Source organism: Streptomyces sp. NBC_01092 (assembly GCF_045039535.1).
GTDB lineage: Bacteria > Actinomycetota > Actinomycetes > Streptomycetales > Streptomycetaceae > Streptomyces.
Genome location: NZ_CP108659.1, coordinates 2,182,732 through 2,196,901 on the forward strand (window position 1 = coordinate 2,182,732; position 14,170 = coordinate 2,196,901).

Consider the following 14,170-nt stretch of genomic DNA (forward strand, 5'->3'; position numbering starts at 1 on the left):
TGACGTGCGGATTTTATGCTGCCGACGGTTCTGACGATTCGGGTGTCCGATGGCTGGGCCACCGTGGCGACGTGACTGGGGACCCGGGGGTTGCACGTCCCCGGGTCCCCAGTCATGCGGCTACTTCTCGGTGACCCCGGCCGAGTCGAACGTCGCCACCTCGTGCATCGCCCTCGCCGTGCTCTGCACCAGCGGGAGCGCGAGCAGGGCGCCCGTGCCCTCGCCGAGGCGGAGGTCGAGGTCGACCAGGGGGCGCAGGCCCAGCTTGTTGAGGGCGGCCACATGGCCTGGCTCGGCGCTGCGGTGGCCCGCGATGCAGGCCGCGAGGACCTCGGGGGCGATGGCGCGGGCGACCAGGGCGGCGGCGCCGGCGCTGACGCCGTCCAGGATCACCGGCGTGCGCAGCGACGCGCCGCCCAGCAGCAGGCCGACGAGCGCTGCGTGCTCGAAGCCGCCGATCGCGGCGAGAACGCCGATGGGGTCGGCCGGGTCGGGCTGGTGGACCTCGAGCGCGCGGCGCACCACCTCGGTCTTGCGGGCCAGCGTCTCGTCGTTGATGCCGGTGCCGCGGCCGGTGACCTCGGCGGGTTCGGCGCCGGTGAAGACGGAGATGAGCGCGGCGGACGCCGTCGTGTTGGCGATGCCCATCTCACCCGTCAGCAGCGCCTTGTTGCCGGCCGCCACGAGATCGCGGGCCGTCTCGATGCCGACCTCGATGGCCTGTTTGGCCTCGTCGCGGGTCATCGCGGGGCCGGTCGTCATGTCCGAGGTGCCTGCGCGGACCTTGCGCGGCAGCAGGCCGGGGGTGGCCGGGAGGTCGGCCGCGACGCCGACGTCGACGACGCACACCTCGGCGCCCACCTGTCCGGCGAAGGCGTTGCAGACCGCGCCGCCGCCGAGGAAGTTGGCGACCATCTGGGCCGTCACCTCCTGCGGCCAGGGGGTGACGCCCTGGGCGTGCACGCCGTGGTCGCCGGCGAAGATCGCGACGGCCGCGGGCTCCGGGATCGGCGGCGGGCACTGCCGGGACAGGCCGGACAGCTGGGCGGAGATGATCTCCAGCATGCCGAGCGAGCCCGGCGGCTTGGTCATCCGCTTCTGCCGCTCCCACGCCTCACCGAGCGCCTTGGCGTCCAGCGGGCGGATCTGGGCGACGGTCTCGGCGAGCAGGTCGTGCGGCTCCTCGCCGGGCAGGGCGCGGCGGCCGTACGTCTCCTCGTGCACGACCCACGACAGCGGGCGGCGCTTGGACCAGCCGGCCTGCATCAGCTCGGGCTCGTCCGGGAACTCGTCGACGTACCCGACGCACAGGTAGGCGATGACCTCCAGGTGCTCGGGCAGCCCGAGCGCGCGGACCATCTCGCGCTCGTCGAAGAAGCTGACCCAGCCGACGCCGAGGCCCTCGGCGCGGGCGGCGAGCCAGAGGTTCTCGACCGCGAGCGCGGCGGAGTACGGCGCCATCTGCGGCTGGGTGTGCCGGCCGAGGGTGTGGCGGCCGCCGCGGGTCGGGTCGGCGGTGACGACGATGTTCACCGGGGTGTCGAGGATGGCCTCGATCTTCAGTTCCTTGAACTGCTTCGCCCGGCCCTTGGGGAGGGACTTGGCGTACGCGTCGCGCTGACGCGTCGCCAGCTCGTGCATGGTGCGCCGGGTGTCGGCCGAGCGGATGACGACGAAGTCCCAGGGCTGGGAGTGGCCGACGGAGGGCGCTGTGTGGGCGGCCTCCAGGACCCGGAGCAGGACCTCGTGCGGGATGGGGTCGCTGCGGAAGCCGTTGCGGATGTCGCGGCGCTCGCGCATGACCTTGAGGACGGCCTCGCGTTCGGCGTCGTCGTAGGCGGGCGCCGCGGGACCGGTGGGCTGTCGCGTCTCTTCGACCACGGCCGTGCTCTCTTCCGCCTGGTCTTCCTGGTCTTCCTGATCGGCGGCCCGGGTGTCCAGGTCGTCCGCGTGCTGTACGAGTTCGGGGCCGCCGTCGCGGGGTGCGGGCACCATGATGACGGGGCCCGGTCCCTCCGCCACGGGCAGCACGATCGGCTGCGGCGGCGTCGGGGCGAGGTGGGGGGTCGTCGGCACCGAGCCCTCGACCTGCACGAACTGGCCCATGGGCGGGTCCGGTACGGGCTCGTGGGGGATGCCGCCCGACAGGACGGCGGCCTCACCCTCGCCGGACGCCGTGGGCTCGACGGGCGTGCGAGCCGGGTCCTCCGCGATCTGTACAGGCTCGGCCTGAGCCTGGGCCCGCAGCTGCGGACCGGCGGGTTCGGCGACGAACGGCGGCTCGGGAGTCTCGGCCGCTACGACCTCTGCCGGGGCCGGTTGCGGATCGACGAGGTTCGGGGCGGCGGCAAGGTCCGGGGCCTGCGGGGCGTCCGGGAACGAGGCCGACGGTTCGGCGACAGCTGCGGCGGCTGCCACCGGTGCCTCTGCGTCGGCCTCCGTCGGAGCGCCTTCGTGCATCGGCTGCTGGGGCGGTGCGAGGCGCGCGTCGGGGACGACAGCTTCGAGGGCCTGCGCCTGCTGCGGGTCCTGAACGGGCTGCTCGACCGGGACGACGGGCTCGCTCGGACGAGCGGCCTGAGCCACGTCCGTGGGCTGCGGGAGCGGTTCGGCGGCTACGGCTGCGGGGGCGCCGTCGATCGGCGCGGCGCCGGCGTCGTCCGGCTGCGGGACGGGTGCGAGATGCTCGGCGTCCTCGAACTGGAGGGCCTGAGCGGCATCCGGTGTGGCCGGGGTGGCATCCACGAGGGCCTGCGCGGCCTCGGGGAACTGGGCGGCCTCGGGAGCCTGCGCGGCCTCGGGGAACTGGGCGGCCCCGGGAGCCTGCGCGGCCTCGGGGAAGTGGACAACCTCGGGCGGGTGGGTCGCTTCGGGAGCGGCGACGGCCTGCGGGGCAAGGGGCTCGGCGACCGGAGCGGGCGCCTCGGGCACAGCACCGTCGAGAACCTGAACCCCCTCCGGAGCGGGAGCGTCGGAGACCTGCGCGACGTCAGGAACGGATACCTCGGGAAGCGGCTCGCTCTGCGGGACGGGGGCGTCGACCACCTGAGCGGCCTCAGCAGCGGGCGTCTCGGGGAGCTGGTCGCCCTCGGAAATGGCGGCGACCTGCCCGGGCTCGGCCACCGGTACCTCGGCGACGTGCGCTTCTTCACTCACGACGGCCTCGGCGACCTCGACGACATCGGCAACCCCGACAGCCTCGGCACCGACCGGAACCTGCCCGATCGCAGCGCCGCCCTCCGGAGCCTCGCCGACCACCGGGACCTGCCCGGCGTCCTGGGCACCGTCCCCGCCGGGCATGGGCCCAGCAGCCGGGACGGCCTCGCTCACCGGCGTGTCCCCGGCTGCCGTACCGGCCGTCGGGACATCGCCTCCATCCGAGACAGGCGGGTCGACGGGCGAGACCTGGTCGCCCTGGGGAGCGGGCACGAACCCTGCGTCCCCCGGAACGGCCCCGTCCCCGGTGACCTCCACGGCACCCGCGGCCACCGGTCCCTGAACCGCGTCCTGACCGGGCACCGCCTCGGCGACGGGCACAGCGACCGCGGCCACCTCGCCACCCGACGGCACCTGACCGTCGTATCCGCTCTCCTGCACTCCGGACGCACCGGCCTCTTGAACCTCGCCCGTCACGGGACCGGCCTCCGTGGCGACCCGCGCCACGACCGCCTGTGCCACGCCCACCGGCGGCTCGGTGGGGACAACCGTTTCGGCAGCCGCCGCCTCGGTGCTCGACGGCACGGGGGCCTCTGCCTGGGCGGGGGCGGGAGCGCCCCAGGGCGCCGCAGGCTGCGGGACCGTGGCGTCGAGGTACTCGGGGCCGGCCGGAGCCAGGCCTGGCTGGCGTACCGGTGTGCCGACGGCGCCGCGGTCGGCGAGTGAGCGGACCGGGCTGGCGGAGGCGTCCGGGGTGGGCGGGCCCAGGTGCAGGGGGCGTCGCGGAGTGATCGGGGGGATCGGCGTCGTGGGTGCCATGGGGGTCGTCGGACCCGGGAGGCGGACGCCGCTGAGGTCGACCGAGCCGCTGTCGCGGCCCGAGATCTCGTGCGGGCCCGGCTCGTGCAGGGTCTCGACCACCGGCTCCGGCATGGGCGGGGCGACCTCGTTGCCCCAGGCCCCTTGGGTGCCGGGCATCAGCAGGTCTTCGTCCTCGGCGGTGGTCTCGGAGAGGTAGGTGTACGTACCGTGCGCCACGGGGGCGCCCGGCTGCTCCACCGTGCCTGCGCTCTCCGGCAGTCCCTCGCCCGGGACCTGGCCGGTGTCGGTCATGCGTACCCCTCGCCCATCGGTTAGTGCTTATACGACCAGCTCACCGGGAGCGGCGCACCGACCGCCCCCGCAGTGAAGAACGAGCGTGCCTGCCCAGCGGCACGAACGACCCGCCTCAAAAAGGCGACAAAGCCATTGAGTGGCATTGTCCTGGCCATTCGACCGTCGCGACAGGCTGATCCGCGACAGGCCGCTGTGGACTGCGCCACGTTGCGCGTCCCCCGGTTCCGCCGTACCACACTCTCCCCAAACGGGGCGTGTTTTTCCGGACATTGACCGACGAAGTGCCGGGCGACCGAGTGCGGTACAACGATCGGCCAGCCTACCGCGCGCGGTACGACAACAGGATCACGGGGACGGGTGGGCGCTCACCCTGTGCGGTCGGGCAGTACCCCGCTGAGCAGGAACGCGACACTCCGCTCGCGCTCCGTCCAGGCCCGCGTGTCGAGTTCGACGGACTGCAGGAGGGCGCACTCGACGTCGTAGCCGTGTTCGGTCAGGCCACGGCCGATGAGTTCGGCGTCGTCACGAGTCTCGGCGTGGGCGACGATGCGCTGCGGGCGCCGGTCGGCGACAGCCGAGACGACGGCCGCTCCCCCGCCGCCGACGCGGACGACGTCCGGCTCGGGGAGGTTCTCCAGGACGTGCGGGGCGGCGCCGTGGACGATCTGGAGCTGGACGCCGAAGGCGCGCGCGTTGGCCTCGGTACGGGTGCAGGCCTGCGGGTCGCGGTCGACGGCGATGACGGCGGCGCCGGCCCGGGCGGCCTCGGTGGCGAAGGCGCCGCTGGCGCAGCCGATGTCCCACACGAGGTCGCCGACGCGGGGGCCGAGCCGGGCGAGTTGGGCCGCGCGCAGCGGTTCGAGTTCGCTCTCGCTCATGAGGCCGCCGTAGGACTCGGCGGGCAGCGTCCAGCCGCGCGGGCCGGTGCCCGGGTCGCGGCCGGCGATCCATCCCCCCTCCGCCGCGGCGACCGTGGCGCCGATGACGATGACGACGTTCGGGTCGCGCCAGGTGTGGTCGGCGGCCTTGTCGGAGGTGACGACGGAGACCTGTTCGCGTTCGGTGCCCAGTTCCTCGCAGATCACGAAGGTGCGGTGGACGCCCTCCATGAGCAGGCCGAGTTCGGCCGGGCCGGCGCCGGGTGAGGTGAGGACGGCGACCTTGGTGTGGGCGCGGCACACATTCACCGCGCGTCGCAGGGTGCGGCGGTGTGCGACGACCACCTGTGCGTCGTCCCAGGGCATGCCGGCCCGGGCGAAGGCGGCCGCGACCGAGGAGACGGCGGGGACGACCTCGACCTCCAGGCCGAACTCGGGTGCGCGCAGGGTCCGTACGACTCCGAAGAAGCCGGGGTCGCCGTCGGCCAGTACGACCGCGGTGCCGCGGTGGCCGGCGATGCGGCGGGCGGCGAGGGCGACGCTGCCGAGGCGGATGCGCTCGGCGGTGGGCGGCACCTCGGGGAGCGCCAGGTGGTGGGCGGCACCGGCCACGAGCGTGGCGGCACCGAGGGCGGAGCGTGCCGCGGCGGTCAGCGGCGAGCCGTCCCAGCCGATCACCGTGACGCGGTCGGCCATCGTCGTCAGTCTCCAGGGTTTGCGCAGGTCGTCGTGGGGGCGCCCGAGGGCGCGCTCCGTGAGCGTACCTGGTCGCCGTTTCGGCGCCCCCGATGCCCGAGGGTTCGTTTCGCGTCAGTTCCACTCGCCGAACGAGGTGAAGCCGCCGCTGTCGGCCAGCTGGTCCCCGGCGCCGTCGAGGTCCTCCGGCAGGAGGCTCCATACGATGAAGTCGGTGCGTACATCGGCCCAGGTGCCGTCGTCCCTGCGGACGTGCGCTATGCACGCGCCCCGCAGGACGCCCTCGCTGATGCAGCCGATCTTCTGGGCGACCTGCTGGGAGGCGGTGTTGTCAGCGGCCGTGCGCAGCTCGATGCGCTCGAACTTCTGGTCGGTGAACAGCCATTGGGCGATCGCGAGCGCGGCCTCGGAGGCGTAGCCCTCGCCGCGGGCCCAGGGGGCGACGATGTACGACAACTCGGTGGCGCGCACATGCCAGTTCGTCTTGGCCAGCTGGACGACGCCGACCAGGCGCTGGGTGAGGAACTCGGTGACGGCGAGGTCGAGTCCGCGGCCGGTTTCCCGCTCCGCCGGGGCGTACTCGGCGATCCAGTTGCGGGCGCCCTCCTCGGTGAAGGGCTGGGGGACGTCGGTCCAGGCGCCGACCTGTTCGTCGTTCATCATCTCGGCCAGCGCGGGCACGTCGTCCTCGTCGAGGGGACGCAGCACCAACCGCTCCGTGCTGATGGAGATGTTGGGGAAGGTGCTAGTCATGCGACGCTCCGTAACCTTCGACGAACGTTCAAGGCCTGCTGAACTGCCCAGCATGCAGCATGAAAGCACTGAACTGCACCACGGGGTCCACACCAAGTGAAGGAGTGGACCCCGTGCGTGGCGATACGCGGTAAACGCACCGTCAGATAACGCTTGACCTCTTAGAACGCCGCGACGACCGCGCCGTCGTACTTGTCCGCGATGAACTTCTTCACCTCGGGCGAGGTGAGCAGCGTCGCGAGCTTCTTGACCCTCGGGTCGTCCTCGTTGCCCTTCTTGACGGCGAGGAAGTTGCCGTACGGGTTGTCCTTGGGCGACTCGGCGGCGATGGCGTCCTTGGCCGGGCTGAGGTCGGCCTCCAGGGCGTAGTTGCCGTTGATGACCGCGGCGTCGACGTCACCGAGGGAGCGCGGCAGCTGGGCCGCCTCGAGCTCCTTGAACTGGAGGTTCTTGGGGTTGGAGGCGATGTCCTTGGGGGTCGCTGCGTAGCCGGCGCCCGCCTTGAGCTCGATCACGCCATTGGCTTCGAGCAGCTTCAGCGCGCGGGCCTCGTTGGTGGTGTCGTTCGGCAGGGCGATCGAGGCGCCCTTCTTCAGGTCCGTCAGCTTCTTGACGCCCTGGGAGTACACGCCGAGCGGCTCCAGGTGCACCGTGGCGTTCGGCACGGCGACGATGTCGGTGCCGTTCTTCTTGTTGAAGTCGTCCAGGTACGGCTGGTGCTGGAAGTAGTTGGCGTCGACCTCACCCTGCTGGACGGCGGTGTTCGGCGTCACGTAGTCGGTGAACTCCTTGACCTCGAGTTCGAGGCCGGCCTTCTTGGCGAGGTTGTCCTTGACGTAGGTGAGGATCTCGCCCTGCGGGGTGGGAGTGGCGGCGACCTTAAGCGGGGCGCTCGTGTCGGAACCGGAGTCCTTGTCCGAGCCGCAGGCGGAGAGCCCGAGGGTGAGGGCTCCGGCGGCGAGGACGGCAGTGGTGATCTTGGCGGTGTTACGCACGAAAAGTGCCTTTCCTTATGGGTGGTGCGACCCCGACATGGGTGTTCGGGGGGATCAAGGGGAGCCGGACCGGATTCAGACGGTCTTGCTCGTGGCCGTCGACGCCTTCAGCAGCCGCAGCTTCGGCGCCGGGCCCGACTGGCCGCCGCGGCGGTGCAGGGAGCGGGCCGCGTAGTCGCCGGCGAACTGGATGAGGGAGATGACGACGGCGAGGATCGCGACGGTGAGCCACATCAGCTCGGTCTCGAAGCGCTGGTAGCCGTAGCGGATGGCGATGTCGCCGAGGCCGCCGGCGCCGACCGTGCCGGCCATGGCGGAGTAGCCGATGAGGGCGACGACGGTGGTCGTGGTGCTGGCGATGACGGACGGCAGGGACTCGGGTACGAGGACCTTGCGCACGATGGTCCAGGTGTTGCCGCCCATCGACTGCACGGCCTCGACGAGTCCGCCGTCCACTTCGCGGACAGCCGTCTCAACCAGGCGTGCGAAGAAGGGGATCGCGCCGATCGCGAGCGGCACGATGGCGGCCTCGCGGCCGATGGTCGTCCCGGTGATCGAGCGCGTGAAGCCCATCAGCGCGACCATCAGGATGATGAACGGCATCGAGCGGGCGACGTTCACGACCTGCCCGATCACCTTGTTGGCGACGACGTTCTGGAGCAGTCCGCCCCGGTCGGTGAGGACGAGGAGGATGCCCAGCGGAAGTCCGGCGACGACGGCGATCAACGTGGACCAGCCGACCATGTAGAGGGTGTCCCAACACGCCTGCTCCAGCAGGGGCTGCATCTCGGACCAGGTCACTTGGCGCCTTCCTTCAGCAGAACGGGCTCCTGGCCCAGTACGTCGATCTGCAGGCCCTGTTCGCGCAGGAAGCCGATCGGCACGACGTTGTCCTCGTAGCGGCCGGGCAGTTCGATGCGCATCCGGCCGACCTGGAGGCCGCCGACGGTGTCGATGGCGGCGCCGAGGATCGAGATGTCGATGTTGTAGGTCCGCGACAGCTGGGAGATGACCGGCTGGGTGGCGGCCTCGCCGTGGAAGGTGACGTCGACGACGGTGCGGTCGTCGCCGGTGGCCTCGCCGCCCACCGGGAAGAGCGCGGAGGCGAGTTCCGAGCCGGGGGTCGCGAGCAGCTCGCTGACCGTGCCGGACTCGACGATGCGGCCCTGCTCCATCAGCGCGGCGGAGTCGCAGATCGACTTCACGACGTCCATCTCGTGCGTGATGAGCAGGACGGTCAGGCCCAGCTGCCGGTTCAGGTCGCGCAGCAGCTGGAGGATGGAGCGGGTGGTCTCCGGGTCGAGGGCGCTGGTGGCCTCGTCGGAGAGCAGCACCTTGGGGTCGCCGGCCAGGGCGCGGGCGATGCCGACGCGCTGCTTCTGGCCGCCGGAGAGCTGGGCGGGGTAGGCCTTGGCCTTGTCGGCCAGTCCGACCAGGTCGAGCAGTTCGAGCGCCTTGCGGGAGCGCTCCTTGCCCGACGTGCCGAGGATCTCCAGCGGAAGCTCGACGTTGTCCTGCACCGTCCGCGAGGACAGCAGGTTGAAGTGCTGGAAGACCATGCCGATACGGCTGCGTGCCTGCCGCAGCTCCTTGCCGGCGCGGGGTCCGCGTCCGGCCAGGGCGGTGAGGTCCTGTCCGGCGACGGTCACCGTGCCGGCGGTGGGGCGCTCCAGCAGGTTGACGCAGCGGATGAGCGAGGACTTGCCGGCGCCGGACTGGCCGATGACGCCGTACACCTCGCCTTCGCGGACGTGCAGATCGACGCCGTCCAGGGCGGTGACCTCACGGCCGCGCGAGCGGTAGACCTTGGTCAGGCCTGATGTCGTGATCACTGGGGTTTTCCGTCACTGTCGAGTACGCGGGCGTGGGTGTGCCCTGGTACGGGAGGGAAGTCATGCGCGGGCAACTCGGTCACGTACGGCATCAGGCGTACGGACGTGCCACGGCGGCTCGCTTCGGGGCGCGAGGCTCAGAGTGGTGCGGGGGCCCTCTAGAAGGCGCGCATTCGACACATACAACGAGCACCGGGCGTCATGGTCGCCTCGGTCGCAAGGGTGCGGCAGCTCGTCGTGGTCATGCGATCAGTAAAACAGACGTACTGCGGTGACCAAGAACCGCTGTCCGCATTGCGGACAGCGGTGGACGCCCCTCAGCCGCGGACGGAGATCTCCACTCCCCCGTCGTTGACCAGCGCGGACAGGGCCGACAGGTCCTTCACCACCAGATCGGCGTCGACCTCGTGGGCCTGGTGGGTTGTGGTCAACGCCACGGTGGTCATCCCGGCGGCGCGGCCGGCCGCGAGACCTGCGGGGGCGTCCTCGAAGACGACGCAGTCGGCCGGCTCGACGCCCAGTTCGCGGGCGGCGAGGAGGTAGGGCTCGGGGTCGGGCTTGCCGCGGGTGATGTCGTCGGCGGTGATCATGGTCTTCGGGAGGATGCCGACGGCGTCGAGGCGGGCCTCGGCGAGGCGGCGGGTGGCGGAGGTGACGACGGCCCAGCGGTCGGCGGGCAGCGAGTCGAGGAACGCCCTGGTGCCGGGGAGCAGGTGCACGCCCCCGTTCGGTACGTCCTCCACCTCCAGGCTCTCGATCCGGGCGAGGGCCTCCGGCACGACGTCGGCGGGCAGCAGTTCGGCGACTATCTCGACGGCCGGGCGCCCGTGCAGCTCGACCCTGCCGAACTCCTCCGTGATCCCGTACTCCGCGGCCCACCGGGCCCAGCAGCGGTCCACGGAGTCGAGGGAGGAGACCAGGGTGCCGTCGTTGTCGAACAGGAGAGCGCGTGCGTGGATCGTCATGGTCTAGACCCTACGGCGCCCGCCGGAGCTTGCCGGACACGGCCTCGGGCGTCGATCATGCAGGCATGAGACCGGAGGTGGCGGCCTTCGTGGCCGACGGCGAGTTGCCCAGTGGGTACGACGACGGGGACGAGATCGATCGTCGAGTCGAGCAGTTGGACGCCATCGCCCGGCCGGTGACGGGCGAGGAGGCCCGTGCGCTGGCGGACTGCTTCGGCCCCGACGACTGCCACGGCGTGGCCTGGTCGCTGCTGCACCTGATCGAGACGGGGCCGAACCCGGTGTTCACCGTCCGGCCGGAACCCGATGCGAACGAGTGGCGGCACAGGTTGTGGCAGCGATGCGTGAACAGCGGCCTCGTCGCCGACGAACCGGCCGGCTGACCGCCGTCGGCCGGCCGCCGGGGGCGGCCGCATCGGGCCTTTTGGGCCGTAATAGGCTCGCCGCATGTTTGATGCCCTGACGCTGGTGACCGGGGTCGCCGCGCTGTTGCTCGCCGCCTGGTGCGGCTGGGCGGCCTACCGTGACCAGGCGACGAAGGACTGGCACTTCATCGGGATGGCCGTGGTGACGGTACTGGCCCTGGTGCAGCTGGTGGTCGGGATCGTCCTGCTGGCGCGGGGCGAGAAGCCGGAGCAGGGCACGACGATCTTCGTGGCGTATCTGCTGGGGTCGTTCGCGTGCATCCCGGCCGCGGGCTTCATGTCGCTGGCCGAGCGGTCCAAGTGGGGTTCGGTGACGGTCGCCGCCGGCGGTGTGGTGCTGGCCGTGCTGGAGGTGCGGCTCTATGACATCTGGGGAGGCTGAGGTGGCCGTGACGGAAGAGAAGCCGACGCGACTGATCAGCGGGCCGGGCATCCTGCTGGTGTGGCTGTACGGCGTGATGGTCGTCGGGGCGGTGTCGCGCTCGGCGTACCAGATCGCGACGGAGTTCGACCGGGCGCCGCTCGCCTACTCGCTGTCGGCGGTGGCGGGGCTCGTGTACGGATTCATCACGTACACGCTCGTCAGGGGCGGCGAAAGGGCCCGCAAGGCGGCGCTGGTGTGCTGCGCCGCCGAGCTCGCGGGCGTTCTGATCGTCGGCACCTGGACCCTGGTGGAACCCTCGGCGTTCCCCGACGCGACCGTCTGGTCCGACTACGGCATGGGGTATCTGTTCATCCCCGTACTGCTGCCCCTGTCGGCCCTGTACTGGCTCCGCAAGGCACGAACCGTCAAGCAGTAGCCGCGTAGGTGCCCGCCGCCTTCTCCAGGACGACCATCGGGACGCCGTCCGCGCCCTTCGACGTGCCCACCGCCTCGTAGCCGACCTTGCGGTACAGCCGTAGGTTGCCCTCGCTGCGGTGGCCCGCTTCCAGGCGGAACCGCTTGGCGCCGCGCTGTTCGGTCAGGGCGGCTTCCGCGGCGCGCAGGAGGCGGGCGCCGATGCCGTGGCCCTGGAGGCGGGGGTGGACGCAGAGCTTGCCGATGGCGGCCGAGCCGTCCTCGGTGACGCTGCCGCGGACGGAGCCGACCACCTCCTCGCCGAGCCGGGCCACGAAGACGCAGTCCGCGGTCACCTCGGCCCGGACCGAGTCCAGGGTTTGAACGAGCGGGTCGATGCGGTAATTGCCATACAGCGCCGCTTCGCTCTGGAAGCACAGGTACTGCAACCTGAAGATCTGCTCCGCGTCCTGCACGGTCGCCGCAGAGATGGTCACGCTCATGCCCATGTGCGCACGCCTCCCGCTCACCTGATCGCCTGTCGTCCCCCACTCCTATCCCCGCGTACTCCGGGCCGCAACCTCCGGTGTGAGCAATCGGCGCAGACATCCCAGGCATCTGGAACGTTCCGGGCCGAGACTGCCCTGTGAGATACCCAACTCCCCCGCGATTTCCCGGTATGTCAGGTCGTTCGGGGAGAGCAGTGCCTCCACGAGTCGGGGGCAGCGGCCGGGCAGGCGCCGCACGGCGTCCCGCAGGTCCCGGCGGCGGGCGGCCGCGAGGGCGAGGTGTTCGGGGTCGTGGCGATCGGTGTCGGCGGCGGGTTCGCTCTCGCTCCCGTAGGGCCGCTCACGATTCGTCGTACGACGGCTTCGGCGCGCCTCGGAGCGCACGGCCCTGCGCAGCCAGCGGTGCGGGTCCACGGGCGGGCCGTCGGCGTCGAGTCTTTCCAGCAGGCGCAGCCAGACCGCCTGTTCGAGGTCGCCCGGCTCCGCTCCGGAGGCGGGCGCCTCGGCGCGGGCCTCCGCGACGAGCAGCGGGCGCAGGGCGGCAACCAGGTCGTCCGTCATATGCGGCACGACGCGGCCGCCCGGGCACGGGGTTGCCCGGGCGGCCGACAGTCACCCCAACCGGGGCGCGGGTCTCAGCCGTTGACGAAGTCCTCGCGGGCCAGCAGGCCCGTGTCGGGGTTGTCGGTGAAGACACCGTCGATGCCGGTCGCGAAGTACGTCCGGTAGGCGCCGAAGACGTCGCCGTAGGCGTCCGCGTCGGTGCCCTTGCGGAAGTTCGCGGGCAGGAAGGGGTTCTCGTTGCGCATCGTGTAGGGGTGCAGGATCAGGCCGACCTTGTGCGCGTCCGCCACCAGCGTCGTCGGCCTGGTGAGGTTGCCGGCCGCGTCCTTCGGGATGACCAGGTCCAGGGTGGGGCCGATGCCCTGGGCGTAGGAGGCGATCTCGCGCAGGCCGGCCGGCTTGACCAGGTCGGCGACGGTGCGCGGGTCACCCGTCTCGACGAAGTCCCAGGGACGGGTCGTCGCGCCGGAGAGCAGGACCACCAGCGGGTTGTCGACCAGCTTGTTCATGCGCTGGATGCTGGTCGGCTCGAAGGACTGGATGATGACCGGCGAGTTCCGCTTGTCCCTGCCGTACTTGTGCAGCACCTTGGCGACCCGCTCCTCCAGGGCGAGGCCCTGCTTGCGGAAGTAGGTGGGGTGCTTGAGCTCGGGGTAGATCCAGACCTGCTTGCCGCGCTTGCGGGTCTGCTCCTCCTGCCACTTCAGGACCTCTTCGAAGGTCGGGATCTCCCAGCGACCGTTGTAGAGGGTGTTGTGCGGGCGGTTCGCCGGGATGCGCTCGGTCGCGCGCAGGGTCTTCAGCTCGGCGAGCGTGAAGTCCTCGGTGAACCAGCCGGTCGTGGCGACGCCGTCGAGGGACTTCGTCTTCTTGCGGTCGGCGAACTCGGGGTGGTCCGCGACGTCGGTCGTGCCGCCGATCTCCGGCTCGTGCCGGCAGACGAGATGGCCGTCCTTGGTGGGCACCAGGTCACCCGCCTCGACGATGTCGGCGCCCATATCGAGGGCCAGCTGGTAGGAGCCCAGCGTGTGCTCGGGCCGGTAGCCGCTCGCGCCGCGATGGCCGATGATCGTCGGCTTGGGCAGGCTCTTCACGCCACCGCTCACGCCACCGCCTCCGTGCCGGGCCTCCGCGGCCCTCGCCGTACCGGACAGGCCGAGGACCGCACTGCCCGCGCCGAGCACGGCCGCGCCGAGAAGCCTCCGCCGACCGGTCTCGGCCGTCTGCTCGTTCTCCTGGGTTCCCATGAGCGCCCTTCCTGCCTTCTCCTCATCGATGCGCGCCGATCGTAGGTGCGCGTCCATGACAGGTGGGAGACCCGGGGCGTAACTCGCGGGGGACTCCGGATGTCGCGTGAGAAGGGCGAGGTGACGACGCGTCGGATTCACCGCGGACCTGCGGGGCACTCGCACGGAGCGCCCGTGAGCGATGTCCGTCACATCATTGCGTGCGCGTTACGGACGGTCGACGGCGCGTCACCGCAGGTAAACGTGGGTCAACGGC

General features: G+C 71.5%; 13 protein-coding genes. 3 read left to right on the forward strand and 10 right to left on the reverse strand.

All coding sequences use genetic code 11. The annotated features are described in order from the left end of the window. Positions 1-120: 120 nt before the first annotated feature. The 7 genes from cobT to OG254_RS09680 all read right to left on the reverse strand — a co-directional run bounded on the left by cobT (position 121) and on the right by OG254_RS09680 (position 10,391). Complete coding sequence (cobT, locus tag OG254_RS09650) at positions 121-4,269, reverse strand: nicotinate-nucleotide--dimethylbenzimidazole phosphoribosyltransferase (protein WP_405579487.1); 4,149 nt, start codon at positions 4,267-4,269, stop codon at positions 121-123. A 368-nt stretch (positions 4,270-4,637) separates the two neighbouring features. Further along, positions 4,638-5,846, reverse strand: a complete 1,209-nt coding sequence (gene cbiE / locus OG254_RS09655; RefSeq protein ID WP_405579490.1) for a precorrin-6y C5,15-methyltransferase (decarboxylating) subunit CbiE — start codon at positions 5,844-5,846, stop codon at positions 4,638-4,640. A 114-nt stretch (positions 5,847-5,960) separates the two neighbouring features. Continuing rightward, positions 5,961-6,599, reverse strand: a complete 639-nt coding sequence (locus OG254_RS09660) for a GNAT family N-acetyltransferase (RefSeq protein WP_405579492.1) — start codon at positions 6,597-6,599, stop codon at positions 5,961-5,963. Between the two features lie 161 nt (positions 6,600-6,760). Further along, entirely contained in the window at positions 6,761-7,594 is an 834-nt protein-coding gene (locus tag OG254_RS09665) for a MetQ/NlpA family ABC transporter substrate-binding protein (RefSeq protein ID WP_405579494.1), read from the reverse strand. A 75-nt stretch (positions 7,595-7,669) separates the two neighbouring features. Continuing rightward, positions 7,670-8,395, reverse strand: a complete 726-nt coding sequence (locus tag OG254_RS09670) for a methionine ABC transporter permease (protein ID WP_147997112.1) — start codon at positions 8,393-8,395, stop codon at positions 7,670-7,672. Then, positions 8,392-9,426, reverse strand: coding sequence for a methionine ABC transporter ATP-binding protein (locus OG254_RS09675; RefSeq protein WP_405579498.1), 1,035 nt, complete (start codon positions 9,424-9,426; stop codon positions 8,392-8,394). The genes OG254_RS09670 and OG254_RS09675 overlap by 4 nt, the downstream gene beginning before the upstream one ends. A 317-nt stretch (positions 9,427-9,743) precedes the next feature. Then, positions 9,744-10,391 carry an HAD family hydrolase gene (locus OG254_RS09680; RefSeq protein WP_405579501.1) on the reverse strand — a complete coding sequence of 216 codons (648 nt, stop codon included), beginning with the start codon at positions 10,389-10,391 and terminating at the stop codon, positions 9,744-9,746. A gap of 65 nt (positions 10,392-10,456) precedes the next feature. Between OG254_RS09680 and OG254_RS09685 the strand changes: the two genes are divergently transcribed. From OG254_RS09685 to OG254_RS09695, 3 genes are all read left to right on the forward strand, one after another. Continuing rightward, positions 10,457-10,774: a hypothetical protein gene (locus OG254_RS09685; protein WP_405579504.1), complete on the forward strand. Its 318-nt coding sequence runs from the start codon at positions 10,457-10,459 to the stop codon at positions 10,772-10,774. Between the two features lie 64 nt (positions 10,775-10,838). Continuing rightward, positions 10,839-11,198: a hypothetical protein gene (locus OG254_RS09690; protein WP_405579507.1), complete on the forward strand. Its 360-nt coding sequence runs from the start codon at positions 10,839-10,841 to the stop codon at positions 11,196-11,198. After that, positions 11,179-11,616 (forward strand): hypothetical protein, encoded by a 438-nt coding sequence (locus OG254_RS09695; protein WP_405579509.1) that lies wholly within the window; start codon positions 11,179-11,181, stop codon positions 11,614-11,616. Before OG254_RS09690 ends, OG254_RS09695 begins: the two co-directional genes overlap by 20 nt. Here the strand turns inward: OG254_RS09695 and OG254_RS09700 are convergent. The 3 genes from OG254_RS09700 to OG254_RS09710 form a co-directional block, all read right to left on the reverse strand. After that, positions 11,606-12,103, reverse strand: a complete 498-nt coding sequence (locus OG254_RS09700; RefSeq protein WP_405579511.1) for a GNAT family N-acetyltransferase — start codon at positions 12,101-12,103, stop codon at positions 11,606-11,608. The two genes, OG254_RS09695 and OG254_RS09700, sit on opposite strands and share 11 nt — an antisense overlap. Before the next feature lie 45 nt (positions 12,104-12,148). Then, entirely contained in the window at positions 12,149-12,664 is a 516-nt protein-coding gene (locus tag OG254_RS09705) for a sigma-70 family RNA polymerase sigma factor (protein WP_405579513.1), read from the reverse strand. A gap of 74 nt (positions 12,665-12,738) precedes the next feature. Beyond that, entirely contained in the window at positions 12,739-13,914 is a 1,176-nt protein-coding gene (locus OG254_RS09710) for a glycerophosphodiester phosphodiesterase (protein WP_405579516.1), read from the reverse strand. Positions 13,915-14,170: the final 256 nt, after the last annotated feature.